At 71.3% G+C, this 19,261-nt stretch carries 16 protein-coding genes, 1 pseudogene and 1 riboswitch; of the genes and pseudogenes, 3 read left to right on the top strand and 14 right to left on the bottom strand.

Features of this window, described 5'->3' with window-relative positions; all coding sequences use genetic code 11:
* Positions 1 to 14 precede the first annotated feature (14 nt).
* Entirely contained in the window at positions 15 to 620 is a 606-nt protein-coding gene (locus tag ACFQRI_RS10695; RefSeq protein ID WP_380667183.1) for a malonic semialdehyde reductase, read from the bottom strand.
* 416 nt (positions 621 to 1,036) lie between these two features.
* On the opposite strand from ACFQRI_RS10695, the gene ACFQRI_RS10690 reads away from it, so the two are divergent.
* Entirely contained in the window at positions 1,037 to 1,648 is a 612-nt protein-coding gene (locus tag ACFQRI_RS10690; RefSeq protein ID WP_380667181.1) for a 50S ribosomal protein L25/general stress protein Ctc, read from the top strand.
* Between the two features lie 84 nt (positions 1,649 to 1,732).
* The gene (gene pth / locus ACFQRI_RS10685; RefSeq protein ID WP_380667179.1) at positions 1,733 to 2,308 is read left to right on the top strand and encodes an aminoacyl-tRNA hydrolase; all 576 of its coding nucleotides are present in this window, start codon (positions 1,733 to 1,735) and stop codon (positions 2,306 to 2,308) included.
* A 67-nt stretch (positions 2,309 to 2,375) separates the two neighbouring features.
* Here the strand turns inward: pth and ACFQRI_RS10680 are convergent, their stop codons facing one another.
* The 13 genes and pseudogenes from ACFQRI_RS10680 to rsmI all read right to left on the bottom strand — a co-directional run bounded on the left by ACFQRI_RS10680 (position 2,376) and on the right by rsmI (position 17,594).
* Positions 2,376 to 4,022 (bottom strand): fatty acyl-AMP ligase, encoded by a 1,647-nt coding sequence (locus tag ACFQRI_RS10680; RefSeq protein WP_380667177.1) that lies wholly within the window; start codon positions 4,020 to 4,022, stop codon positions 2,376 to 2,378.
* A 115-nt stretch (positions 4,023 to 4,137) separates the two neighbouring features.
* The gene (locus ACFQRI_RS10675) at positions 4,138 to 5,931 is read right to left on the bottom strand and encodes an ABC-F family ATP-binding cassette domain-containing protein (protein WP_380667175.1); all 1,794 of its coding nucleotides are present in this window, start codon (positions 5,929 to 5,931) and stop codon (positions 4,138 to 4,140) included.
* 58 nt (positions 5,932 to 5,989) lie between these two features.
* Entirely contained in the window at positions 5,990 to 6,946 is a 957-nt protein-coding gene (locus tag ACFQRI_RS10670) for a 4-(cytidine 5'-diphospho)-2-C-methyl-D-erythritol kinase (RefSeq protein ID WP_380667330.1), read from the bottom strand.
* Positions 6,947 to 7,091: 145 nt separating this feature from the next.
* Complete coding sequence (locus tag ACFQRI_RS10665; RefSeq protein ID WP_380667173.1) at positions 7,092 to 7,901, bottom strand: MetQ/NlpA family ABC transporter substrate-binding protein; 810 nt, start codon at positions 7,899 to 7,901, stop codon at positions 7,092 to 7,094.
* Between the two features lie 97 nt (positions 7,902 to 7,998).
* Positions 7,999 to 8,682: a methionine ABC transporter permease gene (locus ACFQRI_RS10660; protein WP_380667171.1), complete on the bottom strand. Its 684-nt coding sequence runs from the start codon at positions 8,680 to 8,682 to the stop codon at positions 7,999 to 8,001.
* The gene (locus ACFQRI_RS10655; RefSeq protein WP_380667169.1) at positions 8,679 to 9,704 is read right to left on the bottom strand and encodes a methionine ABC transporter ATP-binding protein; all 1,026 of its coding nucleotides are present in this window, start codon (positions 9,702 to 9,704) and stop codon (positions 8,679 to 8,681) included. The genes ACFQRI_RS10660 and ACFQRI_RS10655 overlap by 4 nt, the downstream gene beginning before the upstream one ends.
* 97 nt (positions 9,705 to 9,801) lie before the next feature.
* Positions 9,802 to 10,011 carry a hypothetical protein gene (locus ACFQRI_RS10650; protein ID WP_380667167.1) on the bottom strand — a complete coding sequence of 70 codons (210 nt, stop codon included), beginning with the start codon at positions 10,009 to 10,011 and terminating at the stop codon, positions 9,802 to 9,804.
* Between the two features lie 4 nt (positions 10,012 to 10,015).
* A riboswitch (SAM riboswitch) is annotated at positions 10,016 to 10,103 on the bottom strand.
* Between the two features lie 175 nt (positions 10,104 to 10,278).
* On the bottom strand, positions 10,279 to 11,127 hold the full coding sequence (rsmA, locus tag ACFQRI_RS10645; RefSeq protein ID WP_380667165.1) for a 16S rRNA (adenine(1518)-N(6)/adenine(1519)-N(6))-dimethyltransferase RsmA: 849 nt from the start codon (positions 11,125 to 11,127) through the stop codon (positions 10,279 to 10,281).
* Between the two features lie 157 nt (positions 11,128 to 11,284).
* Positions 11,285 to 12,793: a transglycosylase family protein gene (locus tag ACFQRI_RS10640; RefSeq protein ID WP_380667163.1), complete on the bottom strand. Its 1,509-nt coding sequence runs from the start codon at positions 12,791 to 12,793 to the stop codon at positions 11,285 to 11,287.
* 599 nt (positions 12,794 to 13,392) lie between these two features.
* Positions 13,393 to 13,635: pseudogene (locus ACFQRI_RS10635) on the bottom strand (transglycosylase family protein); the annotation flags it as partial.
* 291 nt (positions 13,636 to 13,926) lie between these two features.
* Positions 13,927 to 14,760, bottom strand: coding sequence for a TatD family hydrolase (locus ACFQRI_RS10630; protein WP_380667161.1), 834 nt, complete (start codon positions 14,758 to 14,760; stop codon positions 13,927 to 13,929).
* A 66-nt stretch (positions 14,761 to 14,826) separates the two neighbouring features.
* Positions 14,827 to 16,623: a methionine--tRNA ligase gene (gene metG / locus ACFQRI_RS10625; RefSeq protein ID WP_380667158.1), complete on the bottom strand. Its 1,797-nt coding sequence runs from the start codon at positions 16,621 to 16,623 to the stop codon at positions 14,827 to 14,829.
* A 134-nt stretch (positions 16,624 to 16,757) separates the two neighbouring features.
* A complete protein-coding gene (gene rsmI / locus ACFQRI_RS10620) occupies positions 16,758 to 17,594 on the bottom strand; it encodes a 16S rRNA (cytidine(1402)-2'-O)-methyltransferase (RefSeq protein ID WP_380667156.1) in 837 nt (278 codons plus the stop codon).
* Positions 17,595 to 17,782: 188 nt separating this feature from the next.
* On the opposite strand from rsmI, the gene ACFQRI_RS10615 reads away from it, so the two are divergent.
* On the top strand, positions 17,783 to 19,237 hold the full coding sequence (locus ACFQRI_RS10615) for a dolichyl-phosphate-mannose--protein mannosyltransferase (protein ID WP_380667328.1): 1,455 nt from the start codon (positions 17,783 to 17,785) through the stop codon (positions 19,235 to 19,237).
* The last annotated feature ends 24 nt before the right edge of the window (positions 19,238 to 19,261 follow it).

The following is a 19,261-nucleotide window of genomic DNA, read 5'->3' as shown; positions in this document are numbered from 1 at the left end:
CGTTTCTTCGCACCTCAGAGGGTCGTCACGACCTCTTCGTAGGCCAGTCGGGGGAGGCGGTCGAACCAGGCGTTCTCGCCGGGCTTGCCGATGTTGGCCGCCACCAGGACCTTCCGGTCGCCCTCGGGGAAGAACTCGGCGTCGATGCCCGCGGCGTCGAAGCCGGTCATCGGGCCGACGGCCAGGCCCGCGGAGCGGACGCCGAGGAAGAAGTAGCCGATCTGCAGCGTGGCGTTGAGCTTCGCGTTGGACTCGCGGAAGCCGGGGTCGGCGAAGATGTCCTTGGCGTCGGGCTTGATCGGGAAGACCTTCGGCATGTTCTGGTGGAACTCGGTGTCGGCGGCCAGCAGCGCGACCAGCGGGGCCTGCTCGGTCTTGGCCCGGTTGCCCTCCATCAGGTGCGGCAGCAGCCGGGCCCTGGCCTCCTGCGAGCGCAGCAGCACGATCCGCAGCGGCTGCTGGTTCATCGAGGTCGGACCCCACTTGACCAGCTCGTGGACGGCGCGGATCTGCTCGTCGGTGACCGGTTCGTCGCTGAAGGTGTTGGCGGTGCGGGCCTCGCGGAACAGCAGCGCCTGCGCCTCGGCGTCGAGCACCAGCTCGGACTGGGTAGCCGTCATCGTGAATCTCCTGCGGTCGGGGAAGTGCGCGCCGGCGGTGCCGACGCTCCGCCCCAACGATATTGAACGTTCAATGATTCCGACCCCGGGGTGTTGCCGGATTCACGCGCGCGCGAGCCGCCGGGCGGGAGATCTTCACCCGAAGGCCTCCCGCCCGACACCCCACCCCACCAGATGCCGTGCGCGGACGGAGACTTAAACTGTTCGGGTTGCCTCGGCGAGGTCGGGACGTTCGCCCGGCGTGATCGGCGCGGTGGCATGGTGACGACCAACCGGTCCCGGTTCGGCGCACCTATGTCGCGCATGCTCTGCGGTGCCGCTTCTTCTCGGCACCACGCCGCTCACGCCAGTTGCGCGCCCCCACCGCCACAGGCGACCCATCACGTTCCGCCCGACGTCTCAAGGAGTGCACCACCGTGTCCGAGGTACGTATCGCCGTCGAACAGCGCACCGAGTTCGGCAAGGGAGCGGCCCGCCGCACCCGTCGCGCCGGCAAGATCCCCGCGGTCCTCTACGGCCACGGCTCCGACCCGAAGCACCTGTCGCTGCCCACGATCGAGTTCGCCCGCGCGGTCCGCGAGAACGGCCAGAACGCGGTGCTGACCCTCGACGTCGAAGGCGGCAAGAGCGAGCTCGCGCTGACCAAGACGATCACCGCGCACCCGATCAAGAACTACATCGAGCACGTCGACCTGCTGCTGGTCAAGCGCGGCGAGAAGGTCACCGTCTCGGTGCCGGTCCACCTCACCGGTGAGGCCGCCTCCGGCGGCCTGGTCAGCCAGGAGCTCACCGAGGTCGAGGTCGAGGCCGAGGCCCTGCACATCCCGGAGCAGATCGAGCTGTCCATCGACGGCGCCGAGATCGGCACCCAGCTGCACGTCTCCGACATCCCGCTGCCCAAGGGCGTGACCCTGCAGGGCGACCCGGAGGCCATGGTCGTCACCGTCTCCGAGGCCTCGGCCTCGATGGAGGAGCCCGAGGAAGAGGCCGAGGAGGCCGCCGAGGGCGAGGCCTCCGAAGAGGCCTGATCCTCCCCACGTCGGGCGCTTCGCGCGCTGCCCCGCCCGCGGGCGGGGCAGCGCGCAGCGTGCCCTCGAGCAGCAGGAGACTTCGTGAGCACCGAGGACGCGGTTTCGCTGATCGTCGGCCTGGGCAACCCCGGCCCGCGCTACGCGGGCAACCGGCACAACGTCGGCTTCCTGGTGGTCGATGAGCTCGCCGACCGCGTCGGCGGGAAGTTCAAGTCGCACAAGTCCGGTGCCGACGTCGTCGAGGGCCGCCTGTCCGGGGCCCGATCCGTGCTGATCAAGCCCCGCTCCTACATGAACCTCTCCGGCGGGCCGGTCGCCGGTGCGGTCAAGTTCTACAAGACCGCGCCGGAGTCGCTCGTCGTGATCCACGACGAGCTGGACCTGCCCTACGGCACCATCCGGCTCAAGCGCGGCGGCGGCGAGAACGGCCACAACGGCCTGCGGTCGATCACCAAATCCCTCGGCACCCGCGACTACCTGCGGGTCCGCTTCGGCGTCGGCCGCCCGCCCGGGCGGATGGATCCCGCCGACTACGTGCTCAAGGACTTCTCCGGAACCGAGCGCAAGGAGCTGGCGTTCTTCGTCGACCAGTGCGCCGACGCGGTGGAAGCCCTGGTCACCAAGGGACTGGAGCAGGCCCAGAACGAGGTCCACTAGGAGCAGCGGTTCGAGGACTGCTGCGCGCAGCGGGTCCTGAGCGGCTCCGCAGCACTCCGAACAGCTCCTAGCGCGGGATCAGCTCCGCGGTCGCGGCCCGCCGCAGCTTGCCGGACGGGGTCTTGGGCAGCGAGCCCGGCTCCAGCACCACCACTTCCGCCGGCCGCGCGCCGACCGCGTCCACGATCCGCGCCGCGACGTCCTTGCGCAGCTTCTTCACCGCGCCCGCGTCGCCGGCCAGCCGGGATTCCAGCACCACCGCGAAGCGCTCGCGCCTGCTGCCCGCTTCGAGGCGGACCGCGGCGGCGTTGCCGGCGCGGACGCCCTCGACCTCGCACGCGGCCTTCTCGATGTCCACCGGGTATATGTTCCGGCCGCCCATGATGATCACGTCCTTGCGGCGCCCGCAGATCACCACCTGGCCGTCCGCCAGGTAGCCGTCGTCGCCGGTGTCCAGCCAGCCCTCGGCGTCCTGGGTCGCCAGCGGCCCGTCGACGGTCAAGTAGCCCGGGGTGACCGCCTCGCCGCGGATGCGCAGCCTGCCGACCCGGCGCTCGCCCAGCGGCGCGCCGGACTCGTCGGTCACCTCGACCTCCAGACCGGGCAGCGGCCCGCCCAGCAGCGCGAAGCGGCGGGCGTCGGAGCCCTCGGCGGGCCGGGCCTCGCGGTGCTGCTCCAGCGCCGCGGCGTCCACCGAGTCGGTCTCCAGCCCGCGGCCGAGCGGCGCGAAGGACACCGCGAGCGTCGCCTCGGCCATGCCGAAGGCGCAGACCACGCAGCTCGGGTCCATCCCGAAGCGAGCGCCCGCCCCGGTGAACGCCGCGACCGCGTCCGGGTCGATCGGCTCGGCGCCGTTGAGCGTGAAGCGCAGGCTGGACAGGTCGAAGGCGCCGTCCTCGGCGTTGGCCATCCGGCGGCCCACGATCGCGTAGGCGAAGTTCGGTGCGGCGGTCACCGTGGCCCGGTACTTGCTGATCAGCTCGGGCCACAGCAGCGGGCGCGCGAGGAAGTCGCCCGGGGTGACCTTGACGGTCGACATGCCGATGGCCATCGGCACGGTCAGGCAGCCGACCATCCCCATGTCGTGGAACAGCGGCAACCAGGAGACCGCCACGTCCCGCTCCGGGTCCAGCTCGGCCGCGGTGACCATGGCGCGCAGGTTGGCGTGCAGGTTGCGGTGGGTGATCCGAACGGCCTTCGGATCGGCGGTGGAACCGCTGGTGAGCTGCAGCAGCGCGGTGGCGTCCTCGTCGACCTCGACCGGTTCCGCGGGCGGCCCGTCGTGCGCGGCGAGCCCGACGAGATCGCGGTAGGCGATGCCGTTCTCCTCCAGCACCCCGGCCAGCTGCTCGAACGGCGGGCCGAGCAGCACCAGCCGGGCACCGATCATGCACAGCACCCGCAGCGTGTCGGTCGCCCAGTGCCCGAGGTCGGTGCGCGGGGTCGGCTGGTGCAGCATCGTGACGCTGCCACCGCCGAGCCACACCGCCTGCACCGCGGGCGCGATCAGCCCGGGGTCGGCGGCCAGGATCGCCACGGCGCTGCCGGGCGCGAGCTCGTCGCCGAGCCCGCCGGCCATCCGCAGGGCCTGCGCGTGCACCTCGCCCCAGCTGCGGAACCGCGGTTCATCGGGTTCCCCGGTGGTCAAACCGCTCGCCCGCGGCCCGGTGTTCCGCCGGGCAGAAGCGACCAAAGTCTCGCCGAACCGACTCATGTGACGCAGCCTACGACCGCGGATCTCCGCAGGCACGCCTTGAACCCGCCCGGATGGCGGTTTCGCCGGAAACCGCGCTGCGGAGCGGAACCCCTCCGCGCGCCGCTGCGCGGGCTCAGCCGAGCTGGTCGGCCAGCTCCATCCACTGCATCTCCAGGTCCTCCTTCTCCGAGCGGAGGGACTGGAGCTGCGAGTTGAGCTCGGCGAGCCGATCGGGGTCGGTGGCCGCCTCGGCGAGCTTCTCGTGCAGCGCGGCCTCCTGGTCGGCGAGCTTGTCCAGCCTGCGCTCGTAGCGGGCCAGCTCCTTGCGGGCCGCGTGCTCCTCGGCACCGGAGAGCTTGCGCGCGCCGGAGGACGCCGCCCGCTTGGCGTCGTCGGCCTGCGCGCCCGCGCTCGCCTCGGCGGCCAGCAGCGATCGCCGCCGCTGCAGGTACTCGTCGATGCCGCCGGGCAGGTGGGTCAGCCCGCCGTCGCCGAACAGCGCGTAGACCTGGTCGCAGACCCGCTCGGTGAGGTAGCGGTCGTGCGAGACCACGATCAGCGTGCCCGGCCAGCTGTCGAGCAGGTCCTCCAGCTGCTGGAGGGTGTCGATGTCCAGGTCGTTGGTCGGCTCGTCGAGGATGAGCACGTTCGGCTCGGCCATCAGCAGCCGCGCCAGCTGCAGTCGGCGGCGCTCGCCGCCGGAGAGGTCCCCGACCGGGGTCCACTGCCGCCCCTTGCCGAAGCCGAAGCGCTCCCCCAGCTGCGAGGCGCTGAGCTCGTACTTGCCCAGCTGGACGGTCTTGGCGACGTGCTCGATGGCCTCCAGCACCCGCCACTCGCCGGGCAGGTCGTGCAGCTCCTGGGTCAGGTGCGCCATCCGCACGGTCTTGCCCTCGACGCGCTTGCCCGCGTCCGGCTCGCGCTCCCCGGCGAGCAGCTTGAGCAGCGTCGTCTTGCCGGAGCCGTTGACCCCGACCAGGCCGATGCGGTCGCCGGGGCCGATCCGCCAGGTGGTCTCGGACAGCAGCGTGCGGTCGCCGACCCGCAGGTCGACGTCCTCCAGTTCGAGCACGGTCCTGCCCAGCCTGCGCTTGGCGAAGGCGAGCAGCTCGACGCTGTCCCGCGGCTCCGGCACGTCCGAGATCAGCGCCTCGGCGGCCTCCACGCGGTAGCGGGGCTTGGAGGTGCGGGCCTTCGCGCCGCGCTGCAGCCAGGCGAGCTCCTTGCGGGCGAGGTTCTGCCGCTTCTCCTCGGTGGCCTGCGCGATGCGGGCGCGCTCGGCCCGCGCGAAGATCCAGTCGGCGTACCCGCCCTCGTACTGCTCGACCCGGCCGTCGGTGACCTCCCAGGTCCGGTTGCACACCGTGTCCAGGAACCAGCGGTCGTGGGTCACGATCACCAGCGCGCACTTGCGCTCCAGCAGGTGATCGGCCAGCCAGCGGACGCCCTCGACGTCGAGGTGGTTGGTCGGCTCGTCGAGCACCAGCAGGTCCAGGTCGCGCACCAGCGCCGCGGCCAGCGCGACGCGCCGCCGCTCGCCGCCGGAGAAGTTCTCTACCGGGGTGTCCAGGCCCAGCCGGGTCATGCCCAGGCCGGTGAGCACCGAGCGCACCCGCGGATCGGCCGCCCACTCGTGCTCGGCGGTGAAGCCGTGCGGGTCGAGCACCGCGTTGCGCACCGTGGAACCCCGGGCCAGCTCGGTGCGCTGGGTCACCACGGCCATCCGCAGGTCGCGCGCGTGGCTGACCCGCCCGGTGTCGGGCTCCTCGTTGCCGGAGAGGACCTCCAGCAGGGTCGTCTTGCCGCCGCCGTTGAGCCCGACCACCCCGATCCGCTCACCGGCGGAAACGCCGAGCGACGCGCCGTCCAGCAGCGGTCGAACGCCGTAGCTCTTGTGCACCGTTTCCAGGTTGACCAGGTTCACCATCGGGTGTTCGTCTTCTCCATCAACGCGTTTCGGGGGCCGTTGGACGCGGCGCGGGATCTCAGGCGTGGACCTGCGGCGGGGTCGGCCGGTGCGCGGGCTCCTCGGAGACGATCTTGGCTCCGGGGACCGGGCCGTGCGCGACCCGGACGGTGCGGCACACGCCCGCTCCGGAGAGCTCGGCGGCCACCCGCACCGCGGAGTCCGCATCGGTGCACAGGAAGGCGCAGGTGGGTCCGGATCCGGAGACGATGCCCGCCAGCGCGCCCGCCTGCACGCCCGCGCGCAGGGTGCGCCGCAGGACCGGCTTGAGCGACACCGCAGCCGCCTGCAGGTCGTTGCCCAGCAGCAGCGCGAGCTGCCTCGGATCGCCGGAGGCCAGCGCCTCCAGCAGCGGTTCCACCTCGCCGACCCGGTTGGGCGCGTTCTCGTCGCGCAGGCGGTCCAGCTCCCCGTAGACCTCGGGCGTGCTCAGGCCGTCCTTGGCCAGGCCGATCACCCAGTGGAAGGTGTGCCGGGCCAGCACCGGGACGAGCCGCTCACCGCGGCCGGTGCCCAGCGCGGTGCCGCCCTGCAGCGAGAACGGGACGTCGCTGCCGAGCTGCCCGGCGATCTCGCCGAGCTCGTCGCGGCCGATCTCGAGCTTCCACAGCTGGTTGAGCGCCAGCAGCGTCGCGGCCGCGTCGGCGCTGCCGCCCGCCATGCCGCCGGCCACCGGGATGCCCTTGTTGATCGACACCCGCACCCCCGGCTCCTCCGGGTCCTTGCCCGCCCGCTCGGCGAGCAGCCGCACGGCCTTCCAGGCCAGGTTCTCGGGGCCGGCGGGCACCAGGTCGGCGCCCTCGCCCTGCACCTCGATCGCCGACTCCTCGGCGGTCACCACCGTGACGTCGTCGGTGAGCGACAGCGCCTGGAAGACGGTGACCAGCTCGTGGTAGCCGTCCGGACGAGCGTCACCGACCGACAGGTGGAGGTTCACCTTCGCCGGAACGCGAACGGTGATCGGAGTTGGAACCACGGAGAGCACGGTTCCAGCCTACGTGCCCGGCAAGGCGCGCCGTCCACTTACCTGTGCTCCCACCCGGACGTGGCGGCCGAGCGGCTCCCCCTCCCACATCAGAAGTCCCCACGCCTGGGCGTGGGGACTTCTGGTGAAGGAGCGATCAGGCGGCCGGGGTGACGGCCACGCCGCCCCACTTCTGCTGGATGAAGTCCTGCACCTCCGGCGAGCGCAGCAGCTCGGCGAGCTTCTGCACGCGCGGGTCCTCGGCCAGCTGCGGAGTGGTGACCAGCCCGTTGGCGTAGGGGTTGCCCTCGGACTCCTCCACCAGCAGCGGGTCGGTCATCTTGGCCTTGACCGCGTAGTTGCCGTTGACCACCGCGGCGGCGGCGTCGTCGACCGAGCGCGGCAGCTGGTCCGGCGAGAGGTCCTTGAGCTCCAGCTTCTTCGGGTTCTCCGCGATCGCCTCGGACAGCCGGGTGCCCACGCCCGCCTCGGGCTTGAGCTTGATCAACCCGCCCTGCTCCAGCAGCTTCAGACCGCGGAACTGGTTCGCCGGGTCGTTGGGCAGCGTCACGGTCGCCCCGTCGGGGATCTCCTGCGCCGACTCGTGCTGCTTGGAGTACAGCGCCAGCGGCTCCAGGTGCACCGACTGCACCCAGGCGAAGTCGCCGCCGCGCTCGCCGCGGTACTCCTCGAGGTAGGGCTTGTGCTGGAAGTAGTTCGCGTCCAGCTCGCCGTGCGCGAGGGCCTCGTTGGGGCGGATGTAGTCGTCGAACTTCTCGATCTCGATGTCGAGCCCGGCCTTCTCCGCCAGGTTCTCGTCGACGTGCTCCAGGATCTCGCCGTGCGGGGTCGGGCTGACGCCGATCCGCAGCGGCGCGTTGGGGTCCTCGGCGGCGGTCGGGCCGGAGCCGCAGGCGGCCAGCAGCACACCGGCCGAGGCGACCAGCGCGGCAAAGCGCAAACGCATCTCGAAACTTCCTTTCCGGCGCCCGGTTTCGGGCGCGTTGTGGCAACCGCGCGGGTCCTTCTGGGACGCGCGCGCTTCGATCCGGGAGGAGGAGAACTCAGCCGGCCGCTGTGCGCCGGCGATCCACCAGCTTGGCGGCCAGGTCCGTGGCCAGCTGCATCGCGTAGGCCAGCGCGCCGAGCACCACGACCGAGCCGTACAGGATCCGGCTGTCGTTGCTCTGGTAGCCGTCCTGGATCGCGGTGGTGCCCAGGCCCCCGCCGCCGATGGCACCGGCCATCGCGGCGTAGCCGATCAGCGCCACCGCGGTGACGCCGACCGCGCCGACCAGTGCCGCGCGGGCCTCGCCCAGCAGCACCGTCCACACGATCCGCAGCCTGCTCGATCCGGTCGTGATCGCCGCTTCCACCACGGTGAAGCTGACCTCGCGCAACGCGTTCTGGGTCAGCCTGGCGAAGAAGGGCACGGCTCCGATGGTCAGCGGCACGATCACCGCGGTGCTGCCGATCGAGGTCCCGACCAGCAACCGGGTGAACGAGGCCAGCACCACCAGCAGCACCACGAAGGGCACCGAGCGCACCACGTCCACGATCACGCCGAGCACCCGGTACAGCGCCGGTCGCGGGTTCAGCCCGACCGGCGAGGACAGGTGCAGCAGCACGCCGAGCGGCAACCCGCCGGCCACCGCCAGCAGGGTCGACACCAGCACCATGTACAGCGTTTGGAGCGTTGCCTCGCCCAGTAGTTCTCCGACCTCCGACCAGGGGGTCACATCAGTCACGCAGCAGCAACTCCGTCAACGCACACCGGGGCGCGCCGGACATGCGCGTCCCGCTCGATCATCCAATTCAGCGCCGCCTCGGAGCGCTCCCCGGTCAGGCCGATGCGGAACTTGGCGACCGGGGTGTCGCCGAGGCGGGTCAAACCGCCGCCCAGGATCGCCAGGTCGACGCCGAAGCGGTTGCCCGCTTCCGGCAGCAGCGCCCCGACGGCGGCGAAACCGACCAGCACGACCTCGGCGACCACGTCGTGGCCGCCGCCCGCGGCCGGCCGCAGCGGCTCGGCCTGGTCGGTCGCGGGCAGCAGGGTCGACGAGACCTGGCTGCCCGGCTCGGCCACCAGGTCGAGCACCTTGCCGTGCTCGGCCACGCGGCCGTCCTCCAGCACCGCGACGTCGTCGGCGATCTTGCGGACCACCGCCATGTCGTGGGTGACCACCAGGACGGTGACGCCCAGCTCGGACCGCGCGCGGTCCAGGACGGTCAGCACCGAATCGGTGGTGCCCGGGTCCAGCGCGGAGGTCGGCTCGTCGGCCAGCAGCACCGAGGGCTTGGCGGCCAGCGCGCGGGCCACCGCGATGCGCTGGCGCTGCCCGCCGGAGAGCTGGTCGGGGTAGACCGACGCCTTGTCGGTCAGGCCCACCAGGTCCAGCAGCTCGCCGACGCGAGCGCGCCGGTGCGGGCCGCTGATCCCGGCCGCCTCCAGCGGCAGCGCCACGTTGCCCGCGGCGGTGCGCTGGCGGAGCAGCGAATCGCCCTGCGGCACCACGCCGATCTGCTGGCGGGCGGCGCGCAGCGCCCTGCCCTCCAGGGCGACCAGGTCGGTGCCGTCCACCCGGATGGCACCGCTGTCCGGCTTCTCCAGCAGCGCGATGCAGCGCGCCAGAGTCGACTTGCCCGCCCCGCTCGGACCCACCACGCCGCACACGGAGCCGGGGTTGACCTCCATCGAGACGCCGTCGAGGGCGCGCACGGTGGAACCGTTGTGCTGGAAGGACTTGGTCAGGTTCTCAACAGAGATCACGATCTGCTCCACATCAGCTCGCGACGACCGCGCCCGCGTCGCGCGGGCAGCAGGTCAGGGTGAACTTCGAAGGCGTTGACGAGGGGGAGGTTCCGGGTCACATCGCCCGGCGACAGGCCGTGGTGGTGCGCCGCCCGTGGTCGATGACCCGGCGCTGCGTGAGCAGCTCCCGGACGTGGGCGGGCTGCGTGCGCGGTACTCGCGTCCGCTGCGGCACGGCCTGGGAAGGCAGCACGAGCAGTGCGGAGGACGCCCGGGCCCGGTGGTCGCCGGCGGGCAGAGTCGCTAACAGCGCGTTTGAATCCACGATCGCTCCATCGCTCCTGGCGTTAGCACCTGCCCATCGGGTGGTTGCTGCGGCGTCAACAAGCCAGGTCTCTCAGCCGCTCGGGATGGATTTCTCGAATAGTAGACCCCACTGGCGCACCCCTGCGCAAGTTGATAGCGGTCACTATCCGAAGTTTGTTTGTCTTGTCACACACCCAGCGGAGCGGGAATTCCCGGACACAGCGGGGTGTTGGAGCTAACCCTCAGTAGCAAGTTCACTCGAGTTGGCAAGCCACCGGACGGGTGATCAGCGCTGCTTGGCCTCGGCGATGCGGGCGAAGTCCGCGATGGTGAGCTGCTCACCGCGAGCGGTCGGCTCGACACCGGCCGCCCGCAGGTAGTCCTCGGCCAGCGCCGCCGAACCGGCCCAACCGGCCAGCGCGCCGCGCAGCACCTTGCGCCGCTGCGCGAACGCCGCGTCCACGACCCGGAAGACCTCCTCGCGCGGTGCGCTCGAAGGCGGATCCACGCGGTGGAAGGCCACCAACCCGGAGTCCACGTTGGGCACCGGCCAGAACACCTTGCGCGGCACCGGTCCCGCGCGCCGCACGTCGGCGAACCAGCCCGCCTTGGCGCTCGGCACGCCGTAGGTCCGGCTGCCCGGCTCGGCCGACATCCGATCGGCCACTTCGGACTGCACCATCACCAGGCCGTGCCGCAGGCTCGGCAGCTCGGCGAGCAGGTGCAGCACGACCGGCACCGCGACGTTGTAGGGCAGGTTGGCCACCAGGGCCGTCGGCGGCTCGGGGAAGTCCGCGGCGCGCACCCGGAGCGCGTCCGCCTCCAGGACGGTCAGCCGAGCGGCCGAGTTCGGCGCGAACTCGGCGGCGGTGGCGGGCAGCTTGGCCGCCAGCACCGGATCGACCTCCACGGCGATGACCGAGCCGGCCTCCGGCAGCAGGGCCAGCGTCAGCGAGCCGAGCCCCGGGCCGACCTCCAGCACCACGTCGTCCGCGGTGACCTCGGCGGTCGACACGATGCGGCGCACGGTGTTGGGGTCGTGCACGAAGTTCTGGCCGAGCTTCTTCGTCGGCCGGACGTCGAGCTCGGCGGCCAACCGGCGCACATCGCCCGGTCCAAGCAGCTGGTCATCCACGGCTCAAACCCTAGACCGCCCACCACCGGCGTTCTCACCAGGGCGAACAACGAAGGACTCCCATCACCGGACGGAGCGGTCCCCGCCCGCGCGCGAACGGTCCCCGCACGCCGAGCGCGCGGGGACCGTTCGTACGAGGAGGACCGGGAGATCCGGATCAGGTCGGCAGGCCGAGCTTGGAGGCGCAGGCCGGCCAGGCCCCGTAGGAGCCGCCGCGGGCGTCGCGCACCTTCTCCGCGACCGCGATCTGCTGCTCCCGGCTGGCCTGGTGCGGGTACTCGGCGTACTGGTCGCCGCCGTAGGCGTCCCAGGTCTGCTTGTCGAACTGCAGTCCGCCGTAGTAGCCGTTGCCGCTGTTGATCGACCAGTTGCCGGTCGACTCGCACTGGACCAGCTTGTCCCAGACGCCGCTGTTCGGCGGCTCCTTGCCGCCGACGCGGACGACCTTCTCGCGCGCCTGCTTGGTGATCTTCTCGTCGACCACGTCCCGGGAGTCTTCCTCGCCGTTGACCGTGGTGATCCGGGTGAACTGGATCTTCTCGCCGGCCTCGCCCGGGTCGACGACCTTCTCCTCACCCTTGAGCATGTTCTCGTCGACGATCTCCTTGACCGGCGGCTCCACCGGGATGGTGAGGCTGACGACCTTGCTGGAGATCCGGTCGACGTCGATCTGCGCGCCGTCGACGATCTTGGCGTCCCCGCCCGGGGTGATCTTGTCCTGCGGGCCGAGGTCGAGCTTGAGCTCCTTGACGAGCTCGCCGATGTTCGCGGCGTGCGTGGTGAGCTGCTTGGGCTCACCGGCGCCGTCGGTGACGGTGACGTCCTTGAGCGTCCGGACCTTGAGCTCCATGCCGTCTTCCGGCACGGCCGTGGAGCGGTCCGCGGAGATCCACGCGCCCTCGGTGTTGACGTTCAGCGCGCTCAGCGCCTGGCCGACCGTCCCGGAGCGCACCCACTCCTCGCGGACCTCGCCGTCGATGTTGAGCTTCAGCAGCCGGCCGCGGTCGAGCGTGATCTTGTCGCCGTGGCCGACCTCGGCCTGCGGCGACGGGCTCAGCGCGTCGTGCGGACCGACGTTGATGCCCTCGTCCTTGAGCACCTCGCCGACGGTGTCGTCGTAGGTGCTGACGGTCTTCTCCTTGCCGTCCACCTCGACGGTGACCGACTTGTCCATCGCGGCTGCCGCGGCCCCGGAGCCGGTGAGGCTCAGCAGGACGCCCGCGACGGCACCCTTGAGGAAGCGGCGCTTCCAGGCGGTGATGGCCTCGGTCTGGGTCCGCTGGGGCTGCAGCCCGGGCTCCGCCTCGGGCTCGAGCTCGGTGAAGTCCAGCGGGGGGAGGACCACCGTCTCGGCGTTGAGGAGAGCGATGACCTCGTTTACATCGACCTCGGCGGTCGCCAGCATGTCCTCGGCGTCCGGGCCGAGCGCCTCGTAGACGTCGGCCGCGGTGATGTCGAGGGCCCCTGGCGGGAAGCTGGGGTGCTCCTCGGCGTCCCAGGTCTGAGCCTGGCCGTCCGGGGCGTCGAGCAGCCCGACCATGGTGTGCTGCTGGGTCGGCTGCACCGGGGTGAACCAGTCCGTCGACGCGTCGAAGGAATCGGCCCAGTAGCCGTTGTCTTGCTGCGGAGCAAGACCCGAATGACTGGGCTCGCCTCGTCCGTTCACAGGGTCGCTACCTCCCGAAGGCGGAAGTCGCGCTCACGTGCTCCGACCGGAGGCGCGTCGGGCGAGTTCATCGCTCGCTCAACCCCTCTCCGTGCCGCTCGCGCGCGCACAACCTTCGTGCTTCGTGTCTGTATCCGACTCCCGTAAGCCAAGCGCCGTCCTAACCATCGGCGAGCCTCTTTCCGCTCGCTTCCGGTTTCCCCGACGTACACCGGCGAGACTTCCGGGGCGTCCCCCATGACTGGTTGTCATCGGTTACGGCGCCGAGACTCTACCGTGATCCCCATAGGCGGCCAAGCACCGAATTCCAGCGTGTGACCTGGGTTACATCACGTTGCCACACAACCCTGCACGGTCAGTGATCAATACCCGAAAATGCTAGTCCGTTTGGGGGGCAGTTCCGGGCTTCGTTAGCAGCGCCCCCCAGGCGCTTCAGTGACATATCGCACGGGCCGGAGCAGGCGTAACGCGCGCTCAACGGCGATTCGCGCAGGCTGGGCCGGCCACTCAGCGATCCGGCCCGAGCACGCAGCGCGCTCGGGCCGGATCCCCTCCCCTCGCACGGGGGAACCTCGGCACCCCCGTCACGACCGATCAGCTCATCGCGGCAGACCCAGCTCGCGCGCGCAGGCCGGCCAGGCGCCGTAGTCGCCGCGCGCGTCGCGCAGCCGCTCGGCGATGGCGATCTGCTGCGCGCGCGACGCGTGGTGCGGGTAGCTGCTGTACCGGTCACCGCCGTAGGCGTCCCACGTGCTGCGGCTGAACTGCAGTCCGCCGTAGTAGCCGTTGCCGGTGTTGGCGGCCCAGTTGCCGCTCGACTCGCACTCGGCGAGTCGTTCCCACACGGCCGATCGGTCGGTTGCCGCGGCGTTCGGGGCCACCGCGACCGAGGCAGCGGCACTGAGCACGACGGCCGCCGCCAGCGTCCACCTGGTACTTCTCTGAATCCGCAATTCCTCGCCTAACTCCGCAGGTCCGGAGTCGAGGACCTCCGCCGGTTCGGGCCGGTGGAGTTCGGGGTGCCCCCGCTCCGGCTTCCACAATGGACGCTAGGAGCCCTCGCGGAGCGCGCAAGCGGGCGCTGATCGACTGCCTTTACCAGTGTTCGGGCAGTGAGGAGAAGCGGGGTTCGTTCACACCTGGTCGAGCGCGAAGACTCGCTCGGCCGTGGCATTGACCGACACGGCGAGTTCCTCGACCGTCATGCCACGGAGTTCGGCAAGCCCACGAAGGGTGTAATTGGCGCAATATGGCTGGTTCGGCCGTCCCCGGAACGGGTGCGGCGTCAGGAACGGCGCGTCGGTCTCCACCAGGTACTGGCCCTCCGGGACCAGTTCGGCGGCCGCCCGCAGACCCTCGGCGTTCCGGAAGGTCACGGTACCGGCGAAGGAGAGCACGTAGCCCTCCGCCACGCAGGCCTTCGCGAATTCGGCGTCCCCGGAGAAGCAGTGGAAGATCACCTTCTCCGGCGCGCCCTCCTCGTCGAGGATGCGCAGGATGTCCTCGTGCGCCTCGCGGTCGTGGATCATCAGCGGCTTGCCGGTGCGCTTGGCCAGCTCGATGTGCCAGCGGAACGCCTCCTGCTGCGGCTCCGGCGGCGAGTAGTCCCAGTAGTAGTCCAAGCCGGTCTCGCCGACGGCCACCACGCGCGGGTGCGCGGCGAGCTCGGTGAGGACCTCCCGATCGGCGGCGGAGAAGTCCTTGGTTCGGGTCGGGTGCAGGGCGACCGCGGCGAACACCCGGTCGTCCCAGGTCGCGGCCTCGACGGCCCAGCGGGCCGCGGCGATGTCGTCGGCCACGGTGACCACCCGCGCCACGCCCGCGGAGGCCGCGCGGTCGACCAACGCGCGCACGTCCTCGGCGGTCTTCGCGCCGCAGGCGTCCAGGTGCGTGTGCGCGTCGACGAACGGAGCCGGCGTCGGCTCCGGCACCGGCGGCAGCTCGCGCTTCTTGTCGCCCTTGCTCATCGCACTGCTCCCCTGGACATGACCGAGCCGGCCGGGCGGTCCCGGCCGGCTCGGCGCGCTGGACGGTCAGGACTGCTGGATCGGCGCCCATTCCGGGCCGGTCTCGCCGAGCGAGGCGTCGAGCTTGGCGAACAGCGGCTTGGGCTTGTTCAGCGGGCGACCGACCTCGATCTCGGTCGACTCCCACTTGGCCTGCTCGTCGGCGTACTCGCCCATCAGCACCGGGTAGGACCGCTCGGGCGCGTCGAGGTCGTCGACCTCGCGGATCTCCGGCTGCGCGGCCCACACCCCGTCGCCGCCGAGCAGCTCGTGCACCTTCTGCGCCGAGTGCGGCAGGAACGGGGTCAGCAGCGTGTTCGCGTCGGAGACCACCTGCAGCGCGGTGTGCAGCACCGCGTCGCGCCGGTCCGGGTCCTCCTTGAGCTTCCACGGCTCCTGGTCGGACAGGTACTTGTTGGCCGCCGAGACGACCCGCATGGCCTCCTGGGTCGCCTGCTTGAACCGGGAGCGCTGCAGGTGGTCGCCGACGGTGTCGAACGCGCCGCGGGCCATCGCCTTGAGCTCCTCGTCGGCCGGGGCGGGCGAGGTGGGGGCGGGAACCGCGCCGTTGTTCTTGGCCGCCATCGAGATCGAGCGGTTGACCAGGTTGCCCCACTCGTTGGCGAGCTCGAAGTTGGTCCGGCGGACGAACTCGTCCCAGGTGAAGTCCGCGTCCTGGTTCTCCGGACCCGCCACCGAGATGAAGTAGCGCAGGGTGTCCGGGCCGAACTCCTCCAGGAAGTCGCGCACGTAGATCACGGTGCCGCGGGAGGTGGAGAACTTCGACCCGCTCATGGTCAGGAACTCGCTGGAGACGATCTGCTCCGGCAGGTTCAGCTCGCCGTACGGGCCGGGGGTGCCGCCCTTGTCGCCCTGGCCGTTGTGGCCCATCAGCAGCGTCGGCCAGATCTGGGCGTGGAAGGTGATGTTGTCCTTGCCCATGAAGTAGTAGCCGTGCGCGGCCGGGTCGGTCCAGAACTCCTTCCAGGCGTCCGGCTGCCCGATGCGGCGGGCCCACTCGACGCTGGCCGAGAAGTAGCCGATCACCGCGTCGAACCAGACGTAGAAGCGCTTCATCGGCTGGTCGCGCCAGCCGTCCAGCGGGATCGGCACGCCCCAGTCGAGGTCGCGGCTGATCGCGCGCGGGCGCATGTCCTCGACCAGGTTCTGCGCGAACTTGAGCACGTTCGGCCGCCACCCGGTGCGGGTGGACAGCCACTTGCCAAGCGACTCGGTGAACGCGGGCAGGTCCAGGAACAGGTGCTCGGTCTCGACGAACTCCGGGGTCTCGCCGTTGATCCGGGAGACCGGGTTGCGCAGCTCGGCCGGGTCGAGCTGGTTGCCGCAGTTGTCGCACTGGTCGCCGCGCGCGCCGTCGTAACCGCAGATCGGGCAGGTTCCCTCGATGTAGCGGTCGGGCAGCGTGCGGCCGGTGGACGGGCTGATCGCGCCGGTGGTGGTCTTCGGCAGCACGTAGCCGTTGCGGTGCATCGCCAGGAACAGGTCCTGGACCACCTGGTAGTGGTTGCCGGTGGTGGTGCGGGTGAACAGGTCGTAGGACAGGCCGAGGCCCTGCAGGTCCTCGGTGATCACCCGGTTGTACTTGTCGGCGAGCTCGCGGGTGGACAACCCCTCGTTCTCGGCCTGGACCGAGATCGGCGTGCCGTGCTCGTCGGTACCGGACACCATGAGCACCCGGTTGCCGGCCATTCGCTGGTAGCGCGAGAAGACGTCCGAGGGCACACCGAAGCCGGAGACATGGCCGATGTGCCGCGGACCGTTGGCATAGGGCCAGGCCACAGCGGTCAGCACAGAGGCGCTCATGCCTGTCAGCGTAATGCGTCCGCCCACCGGCCCTGCGCGGCGGTGCGCCGAGCGCGGCCCGCGCGCGAGCCGCTCCGAACCGCATCCCGATCACGCCCGTTTCGCCCGAACGGCTTTCGGCGCGACCGCGCGGGTCAGGCGCGGGAGTTGAGCACGGCGTCGTAGAGCTCCTTCTTGCGGACGCCCGCGAGCTCGGCGACCTCGGCGACCGCGTCCTTGAGGCGGACGCCCTCGGCGGCCCGCTGCTCGACCTGCTCCACCAGGGACTCCGGATCGGCGCTCGCGGGCGGCTCGGCACCGGCCAGCACGATGGTGATCTCCCCGCGCACGCCCTCGGCCGCCCACTCGGCCAGCTCGCCGAGGGTGCCGCGCTCGACCTCCTCGTAGGTCTTGGTCAGCTCCCGGCACACAGCGGCGCGCCGCTGCGGGCCCAGCACCTCGGCGGCGTCCGCCAGCGCGTCGGCCAGCCGGTGCGGGGCCTCGAAGAGCACGCTGGTGCGCTCCTCGGCGACCAGCCGGGCGAAGAAGCGCTTGCGCTCGCCGCTCTTGCGCGGCGGGAACCCCTCGAAGCAGAACCGGTCCGAGGGCAGCCCGGACAGCGCCAGCGCGGTGGTCACCGCGGACGGACCCGGCAGGCAGGTCACCGGCAGCCCCTCGCCGATGCACGCCGAGACCAGCCGGTAGCCGGGATCGGACACGCTGGGCATGCCTGCATCGGTGACCAGCAGCACGGTGCGCCCCTCGCGCAGCGCGTCGAGCAGCATCGGGGCGCGCGCGGACTCCACGGCCTCGTAGTAGCTGACCACCTTGCCGGTGATCGCCACGTCCAGCGCGCTCGCCAGGGACTTCACCCGGCGGGTGTCCTCGGCGGCCACCAGCTCGGCCGAGCCGAGGGCGTCGACGAGCCGTTGCGAGGCGTCGCGGGCGTCGCCGAGCGGGGTCGCGGCGAGCAGCAGGGTGCCGGAGTCCATGGCCACGAGCCTAGGCCGCCGGTGGCGGCGGGCGGTGCCCGGTCGGCGGGGGCACCAGCCTTACGATCGGTGTCGTGAGCGCCCCAGTCCGCAACACCGGCGGTTCCGACGAGCTCGTCCAGGTCGGACGCCGCCCAGCGGCCCGGCCACCGGGCGCGACGGATCGGCTGCCCCTGCTGGACGTCTCGATGCCCACCGACCGGATGCGCGGTTGGCTGGTCACCGGGGTGATCGCGCTGGTCGCCGCGCTGGTGCGGTTCTGGAACCTGGGGCAGGCCACCGACGACGGCACCCCGGTGTTCGACGAGAAGCACTACGTCCCGCAGGCCTGGCAGATGCTGCGCAACGGCGGCTACGAGGACAACCCCGGCTACGAGCTGGTGGCGCACCCGCCGGTGGGCAAGCAGATGATCGCCCTCGGCGAGTGGCTGCTGGGCTACAACCCGTGGGGCTGGCGCGTGGTGGCCGCGCTGTGCGGCGCGCTGATGGTGCTGCTGATCGTGCGCATCGCCCGCCGGATGACCCGGTCGACGATGCTCGGCGCGATCGCGGGGATCCTGCTGATCTGCGACGGCCTCAGCCACGTGCAGTCCCGCGTCGGGATGCTGGACATCTTCCAGGCGTTCTTCCTGCTGGCGGCGTTCTCCTGCTTGCTGGTCGACCGCGACCAGGTGCGCGAGCGGATGTGGCACGTGGTCGCCGAGGGCAGGCTCGATCCAGCGGGCTGGGGGCCGCGGCTGGGCTTCCGCTGGTGGCGCTTCGGCGCGGGCCTGCTGATCGGCCTGGCCTGCGCGACGAAGTGGAACGGCATCTACTTCATCATGGCCTTCGGCCTGCTCAGCGTGTTCTGGGACGCGCTGGCCCGGCGCTCGGCCGGGGTGCGGCGGCCGTGGCGCGCCGCGCTGCTGCGCGACACCGCCCCGGCGCTGGGCTCGCTGCTGCTGCTCCCGCTGGTGGTGTACTTCGCGACCTGGACCGGCTGGTTCGCCAGCGAGACGGCCACCGACCGGCACGCGGCGCTGGTCGCCGACGACGTCGGGATGGCCTGGCTGCCGGACGTGTGGCGCTCGCTGCTCTACTACCAGTTCAACGTGCTGGACTTCCACACCAACCTGGTCACGCCGGAGACCCCGCACCCCTGGGAGTCCAAGCCCTGGGCCTGGCCTATGGGCCTGCGCCCGATGCTCTACTACTACGAGTCCGGCGCGGGCGGCTGCGGCCGGGACAGCTGCGTGCGGGCCACGATGCTGCTGGGCACTCCGGCGATGTGGTGGCTGGCCCTGCCGGTGGCCGGCTGGTCGGTGTGGCGCGCGGTCGGCCGCACCGACTGGCGCTACGCCGCGGTGCTGGTGGGCTACTGCGCCGGTTTCCTGCCGTGGTTCATCGAGCTGGACCGGCAGATGTACTTCTTCTACATGACGCCGATCGTGCCGTTCCTGATCCTGGGCATCACGCTGGTGCTCGGCCAGGTGCTGGGCAAGGCCAGCGACCACTTCGAGCGCAGGCGCACCGGGTTGCTGGCGGTGTCGCTGTACCTCGGTCTGGTGGTGGCCAACTTCGCCTGGTTGTGGCCGATCCTCAACGGCGACCCGATCACCTACGAGCACTGGCAGTCCGAGCTCTGGCTCCCCTCCTGGCGCTAGGAACCGCTCTGCTCAGCGCAGGAG

Source organism: Saccharopolyspora griseoalba (assembly GCF_042665275.1).
Taxonomy (GTDB): Bacteria; Actinomycetota; Actinomycetes; order Mycobacteriales; family Pseudonocardiaceae; genus Saccharopolyspora; species Saccharopolyspora griseoalba.
This window is presented reverse-complemented; position numbering and strand designations above follow the sequence as displayed.

What these genes read in the sequence shown, in the direction of transcription:
- ACFQRI_RS10695 (WP_380667183.1), bottom strand. Translation starts at nt 620, where the DNA reads ATGACGGCTACCCAGTCCGAGCTGGTGCTCGACGCCGAGGCGCAGGCG.
- ACFQRI_RS10680 (WP_380667177.1), bottom strand. Translation starts at nt 4,022, where the DNA reads ATGAGTCGGTTCGGCGAGACTTTGGTCGCTTCTGCCCGGCGGAACACC.
- ACFQRI_RS10675 (WP_380667175.1), bottom strand. Translation starts at nt 5,931, where the DNA reads ATGGTGAACCTGGTCAACCTGGAAACGGTGCACAAGAGCTACGGCGTT.
- ACFQRI_RS10665 (WP_380667173.1), bottom strand. Translation starts at nt 7,901, where the DNA reads ATGCGTTTGCGCTTTGCCGCGCTGGTCGCCTCGGCCGGTGTGCTGCTG.
- ACFQRI_RS10630 (WP_380667161.1), bottom strand. Translation starts at nt 14,760, where the DNA reads ATGAGCAAGGGCGACAAGAAGCGCGAGCTGCCGCCGGTGCCGGAGCCG.
- metG (WP_380667158.1), bottom strand. Translation starts at nt 16,623, where the DNA reads ATGAGCGCCTCTGTGCTGACCGCTGTGGCCTGGCCCTATGCCAACGGT.
- rsmI (WP_380667156.1), bottom strand. Translation starts at nt 17,594, where the DNA reads ATGGACTCCGGCACCCTGCTGCTCGCCGCGACCCCGCTCGGCGACGCC.
- ACFQRI_RS10615 (WP_380667328.1), top strand. Translation starts at nt 17,783, where the DNA reads ATGCCCACCGACCGGATGCGCGGTTGGCTGGTCACCGGGGTGATCGCG.